The organism is Candidatus Merdisoma sp. JLR.KK011, from assembly GCF_036941125.1.
Classification (GTDB): Bacteria; Bacillota; Clostridia; order Lachnospirales; family Lachnospiraceae; genus Laedolimicola.
This window is the reverse complement of the sequence record NZ_JAYWSZ010000004.1, coordinates 218,574-234,097: the sequence shown is the minus strand read 5'-3', so window position 1 is coordinate 234,097 and position 15,524 is coordinate 218,574. Positions and strand designations below refer to the sequence as shown.

Sequence of the window (15,524 nt, the reverse complement as noted above, 5' to 3'; positions counted from 1 at the left end):
ACTTTTATATAGTATAACACAATCTATAGCAGATGAAAACATCGTCCAGTTAAGAAAAGTGCGCAAATTGATTTACAGCCGCATGTTTTTACGGCTGGAGATTGCTTTCATACCCGTGCGCTTTGTGGGATATTACGGAACTGGAAGAGGAGAAAAGATGAAGCCGCAGAAAATGAAAAATTTATTTTTGCGTCAGAGTTATCAGGACGCATGGGAGGAATATGAGAAATCCCTTACAAAAAAGTATTTTATCCGTTGGGACTACGTGATACTGACAGCCTCCAATGAGGAGCAGGCCGCAGCCTACCAGGCCCAGATAGACGCAAGATTGAAACAGGGAAGGCTTCCCGGACATACCGTTTACAAAGTACTGCCGGACCCGGAGGGAAAGCGCGTAGGATCCGGCGGAGCTACGTTTCATGTAATGAAATATATCAGCGAACAGACGGAGGAGGAGCGGTGCTTCCGGAATAAGAGGATTCTGGTGATACATTCCGGAGGGGACTCCAAGCGCGTTCCACAGTATTCCGCCTGCGGCAAGCTATTTTCGCCTGTGCCCAGGGAGCTTCCCGACGGACGGCGTTCCACTCTGTTTGATGAATTTATAATTGGCATGTCGGGAATGCCGGCCCGGTTTAAGGAGGGAATGTTGGTGCTGTCCGGGGACGTCCTTCTGCTTTTTAACCCTCTGCAGGTGGATGTGGCTTTCCGGGGAGCGGCGGCTGTTTCCGTGAAAGAGCATGTGGAGACAGGGAAGGATCATGGGGTATTTTTGAGCGATTCCGAAGGATACGTGGGCAATTTCCTGCATAAGCAGAGCGTGGATAAGCTTCGCAGCCTTGGGGCGGTGAATGAGCAGGGGGCAGTGGATCTGGACACGGGAGCTATTTTGCTGGACTGTGATCTGCTGGAAAGCCTGTTTGGGCTGATTGGGGAAAAGGGCCGGGTGGTTCCGGAGAAATATGCCCGTTTTGTCAATGAGAAGGCGCGCATCAGTTTTTACGGTGACTTTTTGTATCCGCTGGCCTCTAAGTCCACTCTGGAACAATATATGGCAGAAAAAGCGGAGGGGGAAATATGTGAGGAGCTGCTTACCTGCAGAAAGGCCATCTGGGAAGCAATCAGTTCTTATTCCCTGAAGCTTCTGTGCCTGGCTCCGGCGCAGTTTATTCATTTTGGAACAACCCGGGAGCTTCTGGCTTTGCTGACGGAAGAGATTGATAATTATGAATTTCTGGACTGGCGGGGACAGATCTTCGGTGTGGAGGAGCATCCGGGGGCCTGTGCCTACAGCAACAGCTATATAGAAAAGAATACAAAGATCGCAGCCTCCTCCTATATTGAGGACAGCTATATTTATGAGGGAACCCGGATTGGGGAAGGCTGTGTGATTGCGGCGGTTACTTTACGTGGAGAGCAGATTCCCTCCCATACGGCCCTTCATGGGCTGAAACAGAAGGACGGAACTTTTGTAATCCGGGTTTATGGAGTGGAGGACAATCCAAAGGTAACGCTGGAAGAAAACGGAGCGTTTCTTGGGAGCGATCTTCCGGCCTTTATAAAGACGGCGGGCCTTAAGCCGGAAGAGGTATGGAAGGGAGAGACACATTATCTGTGGGATGCCGCCCTTTATCCGGTGTGCCGCACCATTGGGGAAGCAGTGGAAGCGGCTGTGCTCATCCTTGAACTGGCGGCAGGAAGACCGGATCGGGCGGAAGCATACCGGAAAATGAGGCGGATAAGCCTCAAGGAAAGCTTTGAGCAGGCGGATATCCGCGAGATAGCGGCCTGGCAGGAGAAGCTCAACACCCAGGTTCGGATTACCCGTTTTCTTCTGGCGCTTAAAGAGCGCAGGAGCGTTTCCGAGGCGGCGTCTGCATTTGGAAGCCAGGGGGTGACGGAGGCGCAGCTTGAGAAGCTGAAAGGGATCGCAGAGGATGCAGAGTTCGGGCTTCGCATGCGTCTTTATTACTACTTGTCCAGAATGACGAAGGGACATGTAAGCGAGGAGCTTGAGGATAAATGCTTCCGGTATATCTGTGACAGTCTGTATGATGCAAGCATCGGGAGGGAGCCTGGGGAGAAGCAGTACCATATTGCCAGAGAGGAAGTGAAGGTAGAGCTTCCGGTCCGGGTGAATTTCGGAGGCGGATGGTCTGACACGCCGCCCTACTGCAACGAGCATGGGGGAACGGTTCTCAATGCGGCTGTGAAGCTCAATGGAATTCTGCCGGTCATCGTGACGGTGCGGCGGCTTGATAAGCCTTGTATCGCCCTGGCCAGTACGGATTCCGGCGCTTACGAGGAATTTACGGATGTGAAGCGTCTTCAAAGCTGCCGTGATCCTTTTGATACCTACGCCCTCCATAAGGCGGCTCTTTTAGCCTGCGGCATTGTGCCTCTTACGGAAGAGATTACCATGGAAGAGCTTATGAAGAGGCTGGGAGGCGGCCTGTATCTGTCTACAGCGGTGATGGGGATTCCAAGAGGATCGGGGCTTGGCACAAGCAGCATTCTGGCCGGGGCCTGTGTGAAGGCAATTTTTGAATACATTGGAAAAGAGGCTGCGGAAAATGAGCTCTATACCCATGTGCTCTGTATGGAGCAGCTTATGAGCACCGGAGGCGGATGGCAGGATCAAGTGGGAGGACTTACGGCCGGAATCAAGCTGGCGTCCACAAAGCCGGGGCTTCTCCAGGAGATAGAGGTGGAGCACCTTAAGATGCCCCGGGAGGCCATAGAGGAGCTTAAGGAGCGTTTCGTGCTGATTTATACGGGGCAGCGGCGTCTGGCCCGGAACCTTCTAAGGGAGGTTGTGGGGGGCTATATCGGCTCCAACCCCAATTCCATTGAGGTTCTCTATGAGATTCAGCGGACGGCGGTTCTTATGAAGTTTGAACTGGAAAAGGGGAATATCGACGGCTTTGCAGAGCTTCTGGAACGCCACTGGGAGCTGTCGAAGCGCCTGGACGGAGGAAGTACCAATACGTGTATTGACCAAATCTTTTTAAGCTGCCAGGATCTTCTGGCAGCCCGGATGATCTGCGGCGCTGGCGGCGGCGGTTTTCTGCAGGCCATTCTGAAAAAGGGCTGTACAAAAGAAGAGCTGCGCACCCGTATCCGGAGCGTGTTCCAGGACAGCGGTGTGGATGTGTGGGATTGCGAGATTGTTTTTTAAGAAGGCAGCCTGGCAATGGTTCCCCCAAGATGGATGAGGACTTGTGAAACGGAAATAGAAGCTGGAGAATTCATTTTGAAGGTAATGCAGATTAATACGGTATGCGGCAGCGGAAGCGTAGGCCGCATAACGGTAGATTTGATACATGCTCTGGAGACAGAGGGCGGCGAAGGCCTTGCGGCCTTTGGCCGGAGAGAGGCGCCCCAAGGTGTCCGTGCTTATAAGTTCGGCACCAATCTGGATATGGGCTTTCATGTGCTCCATACCTTTTTTGGCGGCGAACATGGATTTGCCTCCAAAAAGCAGACGAAGCGTCTCATAGAAAAAATAGAAGAATACAATCCGGATATCATTCACCTGCACAATATCCACGGCTTTTATCTGGATGTGGAGCAGCTCTTTGCTTACCTGAAAAAAGCAGGACGGCCTGTGGTGTGGACGCTTCACGACTGCTGGAGCTTTACCGGGCACTGCGCTCATTTTGACTATATCGGCTGTATGAAGTGGAAGTCGCACTGTGAGAGCTGCCCTCAGTATAAAAGCGTTTATCCCTATGCGCTGTTTAAGGATAATTCAAAGGAGAATTACAGCCGGAAAAAAGCTGCTTTTACAGGAGTGCCCAGGCTGACCATCGTAACGCCCTCCAGATGGCTTTCCCGGTTTGTGAAGGAATCTTATCTGAAAGAATACCCCGTCCGGGTGATACCCAATGGAATTGCCCTGGACAAGTTCCATCCAGTGGATAAGGGACTGAAAGCCCGTCTGGGCATGGAGAAAAAATTCATTCTTTTAGGCGTGGCCGGTATGTGGGAGGAGCGAAAGGGTTATTCTTATTTTGAGGAGCTTGCAGACCGTCTTGACGATTCCTGCCAGATTATCCTCATAGGGCTTTCCAAACAGAAGCTTCGCAGACTTCATCCTAAGATTTACGGAGTGATGCGCACCAACAGTATGGAGGAACTGGCAGAGTATTATTCCATGGCGGATGTTTATGTGAATCCAACACTGGAAGATACCTTTCCGACTACGAACCTGGAGGCGCTGGCCTGCGGAACTCCGGTGATTACCTTTGCCACCGGCGGAAGCGTGGAGTCGGTGGACGAAGAGACCGGAAAGATTGTGCCCAGAGGAGATACGGAAAAGCTCATTGAAGCAGTTAAGGAGCTGCGTGGGGAGCCGTCCAGGCGGGCGGCGTGTCTTAGTAAGGCAGCGGGATACAATAAGGAGGACAGATTCCGGGAGTATCTGATTTTGTACCGGGAGCTTTTGGAGGAAAGAGATGCATAAGCCAAAGGTGTCGATTGTGACAACCACCTATAATGATAAGGAGAGCCTGGAAAAAACCATCTGCCAGATACGGCAGCAGGACTATGAGAACTTGGAATATATTATCGTGGACGGCGGCTCTACAGACGGAACCAGGGAGGTAATCGAAAAAGCTGGAAAAGAATTCGGAGAGAGGCTTCTTTGGATATCGGAGCCGGATAAGGGGATCTACGATGCCTTGAATAAAGGGCTGTCCATGGCGTCCGGGGATATCCTGGGCTGCTGCTTTGATCAGTTTGCCGAAAAAGACGTGATCTCCAAAATGGTGGATGTGATTCTTAAGGAGAATACAGACGGTGTTCACGGAGATCTCTGCTATATGGACGGGGAGCGCATTGTCCGCCGCTGGCATCAGGGCCAGGGAAAGATCCGCTATGGATGGATGCCGGGACATCCGACGCTGTATCTTAGACGGGAGGTATATGAGCGGTTCGGATACTATAAGACAGATTACCGGATTTCTGCAGATTATGAGTTTATGATCCGGATCCTGAAGGACGGACAGGTGAAGCTTTCATATCTTCCGGAGGTTCTGATCTATATGGCCCACGGGGGAACCAGCACCGGCAGCCTGGGCGCTTATCTGGAGGGAATGAAGGAGGGGCACAGGGCTCTAAAGGAAAACGGCATCCGGGCGGCCTGGTTTACGGATTTGTGCAGAACCTTACGCGTACTTGCACAATTTGTTAAAAAGAGGTAAACTACACAGAAGGAAAATATCAGTGCCATGCTGAGTTAGTGACAAAAGACATAATAACAGATAGCAGAAGGTGATTAAAATTGGAATTGATTTATCAAATAACAAATGAGCTGTGGAAAAGGATTCTGGACTGGATGAAGGAAGAGAAGAATCAGGAACGCTTTTTGTGGGCCTGCTTCGGCATCAGCCTGCTTCCGATTCTGGTTTTAAGTTTTTTTAACCATCCCGTTATGGACGACTTCAATTATGGGATTCTGACCCACCGGGCTTTTATGGAAAATAAGGGATTTGGCTGTATTATTCCCATACTAAAGGCGGCAGTCCAGCGCTCTGTGAACCTGTGGCACAGCTGGCAGGGAACGTTTACCTTTGCCGTGATAGGAGCCCTGCGGCCTTCCATTTTTACGGAAAAGCTGACCTTTACCCATACCTTTATTTTGCTGGGACTGTTTATCGGAGGCTTTGTTTACTTTTCAAAGATTGTACTTCACCGGATTCTGGGTCTGTCGAAGCATGTGGCAATGATAATTGCGGTTCTGGTTATGACCCTTTGTATCCAGTATGTTCCGGTGGGGCTGGAGGCATTTTACTGGTGGATCGGAAGTATCGGCTATACAGGCATGTTCGGGGTTATGCTGGTGCTCTTTGCCATGCTGTTTCTGTGCAAATATGAGAAGCGTATCACAGCAAAACGGATGGCGGCAATGACGGCCATGGCGTTCCTTTTGTCCGGCGGCATGTATCCGATCCTGCTTCTGACGGCGGTACTGCTGGTTCTGAATCTGTTGGATGTCTTGATTGGGAAGCAGTATGAGAAGATCATGAAGATTCAGATAACAGTTATGAATGTGATATTTTTCGCAGGCTTTATTTTGAATGTGGCTGCGCCCGGAAACAGCCGCAGGCAGTCGAATTTTGAGCCGCGCACGCCGGTGGAGGCTGTTTATAAATCCTATACCAAATCGCTGGAATACCTGTTTGAATGTACCAATGTGGTCATCGCCCTGGTTATGATCGGCCTGTTTGTCTATATGCTGTACAAGCTTAAGGATACAAAGTTTTCCTTCCGCTGTCCTCTTATGTTTACCCTGGTAAGCTACAGTATGGTAGTGGTAATGTGGGTGCCGGCCATCTATGCCGTGCGGTTCATCTCGGGGGGACGCTATTACAATATCCTTTACTACGGGGTGATTATGTTTTACACGGCGAATGTGATATACTATGCGGGCTGGCTGAGGCGTAAGTATGAAAAGTGCGGGGAGCAGGTTCAGAAGCTTGTCCGGGATCTGTCTCCGCTTATACTGGGAGTACTGGCTGTTTTCTGTGTGATTCTCGGTTTTTTGAAGATCAATATTGTCCGAGATTTGGAGGAGATTACGTCTGCCACAGCTCTTAAGTCCATGGTTTACGGGGAGGCCCAGGTATATCATAGGGAGATTAAGGAGCGCGAGGCCATGTACAACGATCCCAGTCTTAGGGAGGTAGTGGTGGAAGAGGTAACGTACCGTCCGGAGCTTTTGTATTTTGGAACGCTGACTCCGGATCCGGATGAGAGCCGCAACCAGGCTATGTGTGACTATTATGACAAGGATTATATGGTGAAGCTTGTACCGGAGGAAGAGGAAACCGGGGAAGATTCCGCAGGAGAAGCCGAAGACAGCAGCGGGGAAGCGGAACTGGAATAGGAGAAAACAAATGAAATGTCTGGTGATTATTCCGGCGTACAATGAAGAAGAGAATATTGAGCGTGTGATTGAGAATCTGAAGGAGCATTACTCCGCCTATGATTACGTGGTGATCAATGACGGCTCCTCAGACAATACAGCCAGGCTCTGCCGGAAGAGAGGCTATGAGCTGGTAGACCTGCCGGTGAATCTGGGACTGGCCGGCGCCTTCCAGACAGGGCTCAAATATGCTTACCGCAGAGGCTACGATTATGCCATTCAGTTTGACGCAGACGGACAGCACCGGCCGGAGTTTATAGCTCCCATGCTTGACAAGATTCAGGAAGGCTACGACATTGTCATCGGCTCCCGGTTTGTAACGAAAAAAAAGCCTCATTCCATGCGGATGCTCGGGAGCAACCTGATTTCTTTAGCCACCAGGCTGACTACAGGAAGAAAGGTTAAGGATCCCACCTCCGGCATGCGCATGTTTAACAAAAAAATGATAGCCGAGTTTGCTTTGAATCTCAATTACGGGCCGGAGCCGGATACCATTTCTTATCTTCTGAAGCAGGGAGCGACCATTGCAGAGGTACAGGTGGAGATGGATGAGCGGATTGCGGGGGAAAGCTATCTCAATCTTTCCCGTTCCGTGATGTATATGCTGCGGATGCTGATGTCGATCCTTTTTATACAGAACTTTCGTAAGCGCAGGGAGGTGAACACAAAATGACGCCTGTATTTCGCATCCTTTTGATTGTGGTGTCTTTGTTCACCACCTACTATATTTTAAAACGTATCCGGCAGTCGAAGCTGCAGATTGAATATGCGATTTTCTGGATTCTTTTTTCCGGCGTACTGATTGTATTCAGTCTGTTTCCCTGGCTGGTATCCATGTTTACGAGAATGATCGGGATGCAGCTTCCCGTTAATTTTATTTTCCTGCTGTTTATCTTTGTGCTGATGGTGAAGCTTTTCTTTATGACCATCGAACTTTCCTCCCTGGAAAATAAGGTCAAGGATCTGACCCAGGAGCTGGCTCTGGAGGAAAAGGAACACAGGGATGAACAAAAAGAGCTTCTGAAAGAAACCCGGCAGGAGAAAGAGAGCAAATCAGAATAAAAATGGTTACTGGGCACAAAGTGAATAGTAACTAAAAATGCAGCATAGCTTTTGTAAGTGTCAGATAAGGTGCACAGGAAGAGAGCTGTAAAATGGAAAATAAGGAAGGAGATCTTTATGAAAAAGATTATGATCACAGGCTGCAACGGACAGCTTGGACGGGCAGTCAATCAGCAGTATGCAGGAAGTACGGAATATGAGCTGGTCAACACAGATGTGGGAGAACTGGATATCACAAAGGTAGAGGAGGTACTGGCTTTTGCCCGTGAGGTAAAGCCCTGCGCAATTATTAACTGCGCCGCCTATACCAATGTGGACAAGTGTGAGACCGATGTGGATCTGGCTTGGAAAATCAATGCCGTTGGAGCCAGAAACCTTGCGATAGCGGCCACGGATGTAAAGGCAAAGCTGATGCACATTTCTACCGACTATGTATTTTCTGGGGATATGTGTGAAAAACCGCTGACAGAGTTTGATACACCGGCGCCGAAAAGCATGTACGGCTCTACCAAGCTGGCAGGAGAGCAGTTTGTCCGGGATTTTTCCGATCATTTCTTTATTATCCGGACAGCCTGGCTCTACGGGGACGGTCACAACTTTGCCAAGACGATGCTGAAGCTTGCAGAGACGAACGATACCATCGGCGTGGTAATGGATCAGGTGGGAACGCCTACCAGCGCCCTGGAGCTTGCAAAGGCTGTGAAGTATCTGCTTCCTACGGATAATTACGGCCTGTTCCACGGAACCTGCGAAGGGGATACCAACTGGGCGGAATTTGCAAAGACCGTCTTAAGGCTGGCAGGAAAAAAGACAGAGATAGAGCCGATTACCTCAGAGGAGTACAAGCGCCGTTTCCCGGCTGCTGCCGATCGGCCTGCTTACTCGATTCTGGAGAATTATATGCTGAAGCTGACGACTGATTTCAGGTTCGCAGACTGGCAGGAGGCAATTGAAGTGTATATGAAGGAGTTGCTGTAAACTGATTTCATACAGGTGTGCTGTAAGAGATATTACGGAACTGGAACTGGAATATGGAGAAAGCTAGATGACAGGAAATGATATTTTATATTTGGTGATACCCTGCTATAACGAGGAGGCGGTGCTTCCGGAGACGGCCAGGCAGCTTCTTGACAAAATGAATTCCATGCTTGACCGGAACATGATTTCCGGTGAGAGCAGGATTTTGTTTGTGAACGACGGCTCAAAGGATCGTACCTGGGAACTGATTGAGGAGCTTCACGCCTCCAATCCCATCTATTCCGGGGTGAAGCTCTCGCGGAATAAAGGGCATCAAAATGCGCTTCTGGCAGGATTGATGACGGCCAGGGAGAAGGCGGACATTACCATTTCCTTAGATGCGGATCTGCAGGATGATATTGATGTCATTGATAAGATGGTAGAGAAATATTACGCCGGAAACGACGTAGTCTACGGAGTGCGCAGCGCCCGGAAGACAGACACCTTTTTTAAGAAATTCACAGCCCAGAGCTTCTATAAGATGATGCAGGCCATGGGGGTAGACATTGTATACAACCATGCGGATTACCGGCTGATGAGCAAAAGGGCGCTTTGCGGCCTGGAAGAATTCAAAGAGGTGAATCTGTTCCTGCGGGGAATTGTGCCCCTGATAGGTTTCCCTTCGGATACCGTAACATACGAACGCCATGAGCGTTTTGCCGGAGAATCCAAGTATCCCTTAAAAAAAATGCTTTCCTTTGCTGCGGACGGAATTACCTCTTTTAGCATCAAGCCCATCCGGATGATTACGGCATGCGGATTCTTGATTTTTGCGGTGAGCATTCTCATGCTGCTCTACTCGCTGATCGTCCACTTTACCGGGCATACCATTCATGGCTGGACCAGTATGATTGTGTCTATCTGGGCCATTGGAGGCCTGCAATTGCTGGCCATCGGAGTGGTTGGAGAGTATATCGGGAAGATTTATCTGGAGACAAAGGAGCGGCCTAAGTTTATTATTGAGAAGGTGCTGGATGAGTGAGCTTAAGGCGGCCGGAAATTGACTGGATAAAGGCATAATGAAAGACATTACGGAACTGGAATAGAGGTGTTGTATGGAGAAGCTTTTGAAAAAGTATCAACTGGATTGGGCGGATATTTTATATCTGGCGGCACTTACGGCTATCGGCCTTGCTATCCGGGTGATTCTGCGTGTCGTGACAACCATGGATTGGGAAATGTACTGGGATCCCTGGATTTCGGATTTAAAGGAAATGGGTTTTTCCTACCTGGCCACGGATCGGTATGATTACGCGCCCTCCTTCGTATATATTCTGTGGGTAATCAGCAAGCTTCCCATCAATCCCATGACCGCCTACAAGTCGATACATATTGTACTGGATTTTGCGGCGGCTGGTGTAATGGGAAGGATGGCCGCAGAGGTTACGGGAAGTAAGAGCAAGGGCATCTGTGCTTATGGAGTGATGCTGCTGGTTCCTACCATCTGGGCAGACAGCGCCCTCTGGGCTCAGTGTGATATTATATTTATGCTCTTTGTCCTTTTGTGCTTTTACTGCCTGTTCCGGGAAAAGCCGGGGACAGCTATGTTTTTTTACGGCATGGCTTTTGCTTTTAAGCTTCAGTCTTTGTTTATTTTTCCGTTCCTGGTGATTCTGTGGGTGAATAAGAAGATTAAGATCCAGCATTTCCTGTGGATTCCGGGACTGTATTTCTTAAGCATTATTCCGGCCTGGATTGCCGGGCGGCCTCTGATTGAGCTCATTAATATCTATATGGCCCAGGGGGCCCAGGATGTGTGGTCCCTGTCTATTAAGTGGGCCAATATCTATCAGATTATCGGAAATAAGTATTTCCTTCTGGAGTATGCTGAGGCGGGAACCTGGCTGATTCTGGGGATTCTCATGTGTATCATGTTTGCCATGGCACAGAAGCGTTACCGCATTACCAATGAATTCACTGTACAGACGGCTCTGTTTTTTGCGATTCTTACTCCCTATATCCTGCCCCATATGCATGAGCGGTACGGATGTCTGGCGGATATTCTTGCAATTCTCTATGCCGTGATGAACCGGAAGCGGTTCTACATTCCGATTGTGCAGATTCTCATCTCCTTTAACTGCTATATGGCTTATCTGAGCCACTTGGGCGCTAAGGAGCCTGCCATTTACTATGGTGTCTGGGCGCTGGCGGAGCTTGGGCTTCTGGTTATAGTGGGCCTGGACATCTGGAACTTTATGACAGATAAGGAAAATCAGCTTCCCATTCCGGAAGCAGTTATGGGAAACGGGGGCTCTCGAGGCGCAAACGGCGGAAAGGAGAGGAAGCGGCAGCATGGATGAGTTTTTACAAAGACTGATTGTGAAAAATTGGAAGATCGGAAAGCTTACATTTACCTTTCTGGATGCCCTTCTGGCAGTGTGCATTACGGGAACGGGGATTATGCTCCGGCTGGCAGTCGTGGAATATACGGTGACGGACAGCCAGAAGCTGGGAGCCATGATCATTGATTTTATCCTGGCCTTTTATTGTGGGGAGATTGTCTACGAATATACCCGGCATCGGAATAAGGCGTTTTTAACTTATGCCATCCTGGTGATTTATCCTACCATGATTGCCAACAGCGCACTGTGGGGGAAGAACAGTGTGTATAGCGTGTTTTTCTTTTTCGTGGGTCTGTATTACTTTGCCCTTCATGACAAAGAGAGGAAAAAGTGGCTTGGGCTTCTGGCGGCTGCCGTGGGAGCGGCCAGGGCGCTGGCGGTGTTCAGGCTGAGCAGCGAGAGCATGAACCTGGGGTGGCCGAACTTCTATGAGATTATTGGGAAAGAGGCTTTTGTGGAGCTGTTCAATCAGGTGTCGGTGCTGTGCCTTTTTGGGATTCTTTTTACTATGCTCTATGTATTTGTAAAGCGGCGGATAGAGATTACGAAGGATATGGCCCTGCGGCTGTTTTTGTTCCTGGCGATTCTCATTCCTTACCTGGCGCCCTCCATGCCGGCCTGGGCCGGCCTGACGGCGGATATCGGGGCTCTGGTGTACTGTATGCGGCGGCCCAGGAAGTTCTATGTGCCCATACTGCATCTGATTGTTTCCTACAGCGCATATGCCTATGCACTGAATGGGGAGACGAAGCTGCCCATGGTCTTGTATGCAGTGATTCTGCTGGCGCTTTTGGTGGATACAGGAGTTGGAATTTTCCGGGAGGCTGCAAAAGGGTGACATAAAGATAAACTGTTAATGACATTTTTATAAGCTCATGTTAAAATGAAAATGAATAGTCCAGCTAAGAAATGTCAACTATTTTCGAAAAAAATTATCTGCTGGACGGTAAAGCTGCAAAGGCGCACGAGAGGAACTTTTATGAGTGCTTTTTCGAATAAAAGTTTCTCTCATTGCCGGTGTGTCGAAGCAGCTTTACCCTTTAGTGCTGTCGCGCAGCGACTTAGAATAGGGGGGATAAGCTTGGAAGAGAAGAAGAAGGGTTTTAGCGGTATTCCCTGGCCCTGGAACCTTATTCTTTCCATTGTATTTGTAGCAGGGGCCGGATTCTTTATCGGATATCTCTGGAGCTTTCTGATAGCGATGGGGGCGTCGGCCTGGATGAAAAGCCGGAATCCGGGTATGCCAAGCGGCGGCTACTGCCTGGAAAAAACCAGAAAGCAGCTGTCTTCGCTTGGAATTGCGGTACTTATATTGTTTTTTGCTTTCTGCGCAGCCGTGTACACATGGATGATGCTGGAGGAAGACAGAACAGCCTGGGAGACCATGGAATACGCAAAGTTTGCAGGGTCTATTGTTATGAGCGCAGCCCTGTTCCTCTTGGGAATTTATACGGCGTACATAGCCATAAGGGATACCTTTTGGCCGCAGAACAGTACCCTGGCCCGTTCCATCCGTTCCCAGCTTCCTTATCCGGACGCAGCTCCGGGAGCAGCAGAGCTCTTCGCCATGGTGGATAAGGACATTGAAGAGAATGGCCAGTGGTTTGACAAAATAGCTGTGGGAAAAGAATGGATTCTGGGAGAGGTGGCGGGCTGTATCCCCCGTATCCGTGTTTATTTCGGAAGAGACGAGATAAGGACCCGCAGAAGCGGTGAGCGTGTGAACAGCACCCGGATTGTGGAGCTCCACATTCTGGACGACCGCAGGCAGCATCACATACTGTCACTGCGAAATCCCAGGGAGCTTGAGCCTCTTTTGAACTGCATTTCCCTAAGGGCTCCGGATGCCATCTGCAGGCCCTACAGCGAGTTCGGCAGGTGGCAGGGAAAGTCCGATATGGAGTGGGAGAACCTGCTCCGGGAATTCCGTGTCAAGCAGGGCAGCCGGGAGATGTCATCCTTCCAGATTGGGAACAGGGACGCCGATATTCAGCAAAATGTAACCCTGACCCGTCCGGACGGAAGCGTAACCTCCCGTGTGACGCCGGACTTGATTCACCAATCTATGACAGAATGCCTTCAGGAGGGGGAGGGAAGCTTTTCCCTGGCCCTTGGATGCCCCATCGAGCAGCACAATGTCCGCTATGTGGAGATGGAGTGCTTTGCATCCTTCTATGAGGACATGGAGGATGTGGAGAATCCGACCCTGGAGGACATGATGGAGCTTGGGGAGGCGGAGCTGTTTCTGAAAATGACAGATGTGGGAGAAGCAGGGAAAAATCATTACTTCGGCCGTGTATTCGAGACGGACATCCAGACGGCAGAGGAGATTCTAAAGGCCTGGGCCAAGGGCGTGATTCCCAATATGACAGGCTGGGAAGCCACTCCCATGTGGGAGAAGAAGGAGCAGGCTGTAAAGAGAGAGGTTCCGCCGCCTCATCTGGCCCTGATGTCTCCCTCCGGGGTATTTCAGAGCCACGACCGGTTTACGATAGAGGATGTGGAGGTTGTGGCAGAGGGACTGGTGGACGGAAGCTGCCAGATGGCAGAGCTGGTGCTTACCGGCGGCTATCTTCTGATGCGGATAGACGGCGGCAGCAAAATGGACGGCCGCTGTACCGTAACGGTTACAAGGCCGGATGGAGCGAAGCTTCGGTTCTTTAAAAATCAATGCACCCACAGACAAGCGGCGGCCTGGCTTCTGGAGTTCGCAAGCGGAAATTTTGCGCCGGACTGGAAGGAATGGAAGGACTGCACCAGACAGGCGGAACGAGATATGGCCCATAAAAAATAATTTTAATAAAAACAGTGATATCCCTCAAGGGCATAGGAGCTGCCGCAGAATAAGCCATCAGCCCCTTGGCAAAGACGTGATGAGAGATATTGCGGAACTGGAACAGGAGGAATAGGAAGATGGGAAAATGCTACAGTGATGAGGTTGAGCAGGCACTTCGGTACATTTATTACGATCTGCGCGCAGGAAAGGGAGCGGAGGGCTTTGCCCTGCTTGAGAAGGCATCCGCAGCAGGAGACGGGGACGCTTCCTGTATACTGGCACGGTGCTATTGCGGAACCCAGTATGTGTGGAGCGGACACAATTTTCCGGAGGATGACGATAAGGCAGTTGCCTTGATCCACAAAGCCGTAGAGCAGGGAAGCGGAATCGGTGTTATGGTGGCTATGCGTACAGGAGAATTGACGCCGTCTCTTGAGAAAAAGATGGGCTTTGCAAATCTTGAGGAGGCTTTCAACAGCGTTCTTGAGAAGGCGGAGCTGGGAGACGCTTTCAGCCAGTATACGGCGGCAAACGCTTACTTTTGGTGGGATTTCCTTCGCATTCAGGGAAAGGGACGGGAATCTTTTTCCACAGACGGGGAATTTAAATCCTATTTACGGGAAAATATATCAAAATGTGAGGATCTGTTTCAGAAGGCATTCCGGGGCGGCATGTATTTTGCGGCAAATAATCTGAACAAATATTATTCAGAGGGCGATGAGGATCTGATTGCGCCCCGTCCGGAGCTGGCAAAGGATCTTTTCAAGACCGGAGCTGAGAGAGGATTCCCCATCCATCAGTGGTTTTATGCGGATGAGCTGTACGATGCGGAGCAGTTCGAGGAGGCCCTTCACTGGTATAAGCTTGGGGCAGAGGGCGGCCAGCTGGAATGCTGGTTCCGGATCGGTCTGATGTACGAGCAGGGCAAAGGGACAGCACAGGATCCCGCTTATGCGGCCCAGTGCTACGAAAAGGGCCTGGCACAGAAGCAGGACAGCGGCAAACGAATCGGCTGTGCAAACCGCCTGGGCGCTTTGTATTATGACGGTAACGGAGTGGAGAAGGACTATGCCAAAGCTTTCCAGCTTCTGAAATATGCCCATGATCAAGACAACAACTGGGGCGCCTGCTATCTTGGAAAACTGTATTTCCGCGGGTGGGGAACCCAGCAGGATTATGGAAAAGCAAGAGAGCTTCTTGAGAAGGTGGACTGGAACAATTCGGAAGCCTTCTATATGCTGGGCGCAATCTACGGACAGGGTCTGGGCGTGCCGGAGGATATCAAGAAGGGCGTGGAATATCTGCAGAAGGCCGGCAGCAATGAGGAGGCCAAAAAGGAGCTTCTGAAATATAAGAAGACCTTATTCGGAAAATGGGTGCGCCGGTAAAGAGGAACTTA

At 50.2% G+C, this 15,524-nt stretch carries 12 protein-coding genes; all 12 read left to right on the top strand.

Annotation, left to right across the window (positions count from 1 at the left end; genetic code table 11):
• The first annotated feature begins 157 nt into the window (after positions 1 to 157).
• The 12 genes from VV089_RS14655 (at position 158) to VV089_RS14600 (ending at position 15,513) form a co-directional block, all read left to right on the top strand.
• The gene (locus VV089_RS14655; protein ID WP_334336431.1) at positions 158 to 3,178 is read left to right on the top strand and encodes a fucose pyrophosphorylase domain-containing protein; all 3,021 of its coding nucleotides are present in this window, start codon (positions 158 to 160) and stop codon (positions 3,176 to 3,178) included.
• 84 nt (positions 3,179 to 3,262) lie between these two features.
• A complete protein-coding gene (locus VV089_RS14650) occupies positions 3,263 to 4,465 on the top strand; it encodes a glycosyltransferase (RefSeq protein WP_334337581.1) in 1,203 nt (400 codons plus the stop codon).
• Entirely contained in the window at positions 4,458 to 5,204 is a 747-nt protein-coding gene (locus VV089_RS14645) for a glycosyltransferase family 2 protein (protein WP_334336430.1), read from the top strand. The genes VV089_RS14650 and VV089_RS14645 overlap by 8 nt, the downstream gene beginning before the upstream one ends.
• Positions 5,205 to 5,284: 80 nt before the next feature.
• The gene (locus VV089_RS14640) at positions 5,285 to 6,889 is read left to right on the top strand and encodes a DUF6056 family protein (RefSeq protein ID WP_334336429.1); all 1,605 of its coding nucleotides are present in this window, start codon (positions 5,285 to 5,287) and stop codon (positions 6,887 to 6,889) included.
• A gap of 10 nt (positions 6,890 to 6,899) precedes the next feature.
• Positions 6,900 to 7,601 carry a glycosyltransferase family 2 protein gene (locus VV089_RS14635; protein ID WP_334336428.1) on the top strand — a complete coding sequence of 234 codons (702 nt, stop codon included), beginning with the start codon at positions 6,900 to 6,902 and terminating at the stop codon, positions 7,599 to 7,601.
• The gene (locus VV089_RS14630; RefSeq protein WP_172542519.1) at positions 7,598 to 7,990 is read left to right on the top strand and encodes a DUF2304 domain-containing protein; all 393 of its coding nucleotides are present in this window, start codon (positions 7,598 to 7,600) and stop codon (positions 7,988 to 7,990) included. The genes VV089_RS14635 and VV089_RS14630 overlap by 4 nt, the downstream gene beginning before the upstream one ends.
• A 117-nt stretch (positions 7,991 to 8,107) precedes the next feature.
• Positions 8,108 to 8,968: a dTDP-4-dehydrorhamnose reductase gene (gene rfbD / locus VV089_RS14625; RefSeq protein WP_334336427.1), complete on the top strand. Its 861-nt coding sequence runs from the start codon at positions 8,108 to 8,110 to the stop codon at positions 8,966 to 8,968.
• A 67-nt stretch (positions 8,969 to 9,035) separates the two neighbouring features.
• Positions 9,036 to 9,989, top strand: coding sequence for a glycosyltransferase family 2 protein (locus VV089_RS14620; protein WP_334336426.1), 954 nt, complete (start codon positions 9,036 to 9,038; stop codon positions 9,987 to 9,989).
• Between the two features lie 85 nt (positions 9,990 to 10,074).
• Positions 10,075 to 11,307 (top strand): hypothetical protein, encoded by a 1,233-nt coding sequence (locus VV089_RS14615; RefSeq protein ID WP_334336425.1) that lies wholly within the window; start codon positions 10,075 to 10,077, stop codon positions 11,305 to 11,307.
• Positions 11,300 to 12,187 (top strand): hypothetical protein, encoded by an 888-nt coding sequence (locus VV089_RS14610; protein WP_334336424.1) that lies wholly within the window; start codon positions 11,300 to 11,302, stop codon positions 12,185 to 12,187. Before VV089_RS14615 ends, VV089_RS14610 begins: the two co-directional genes overlap by 8 nt.
• 243 nt (positions 12,188 to 12,430) lie before the next feature.
• Positions 12,431 to 14,143, top strand: coding sequence for a hypothetical protein (locus VV089_RS14605; RefSeq protein WP_334336423.1), 1,713 nt, complete (start codon positions 12,431 to 12,433; stop codon positions 14,141 to 14,143).
• A 119-nt stretch (positions 14,144 to 14,262) separates the two neighbouring features.
• Positions 14,263 to 15,513: a tetratricopeptide repeat protein gene (locus VV089_RS14600; RefSeq protein WP_172543034.1), complete on the top strand. Its 1,251-nt coding sequence runs from the start codon at positions 14,263 to 14,265 to the stop codon at positions 15,511 to 15,513.
• Positions 15,514 to 15,524: the final 11 nt, after the last annotated feature.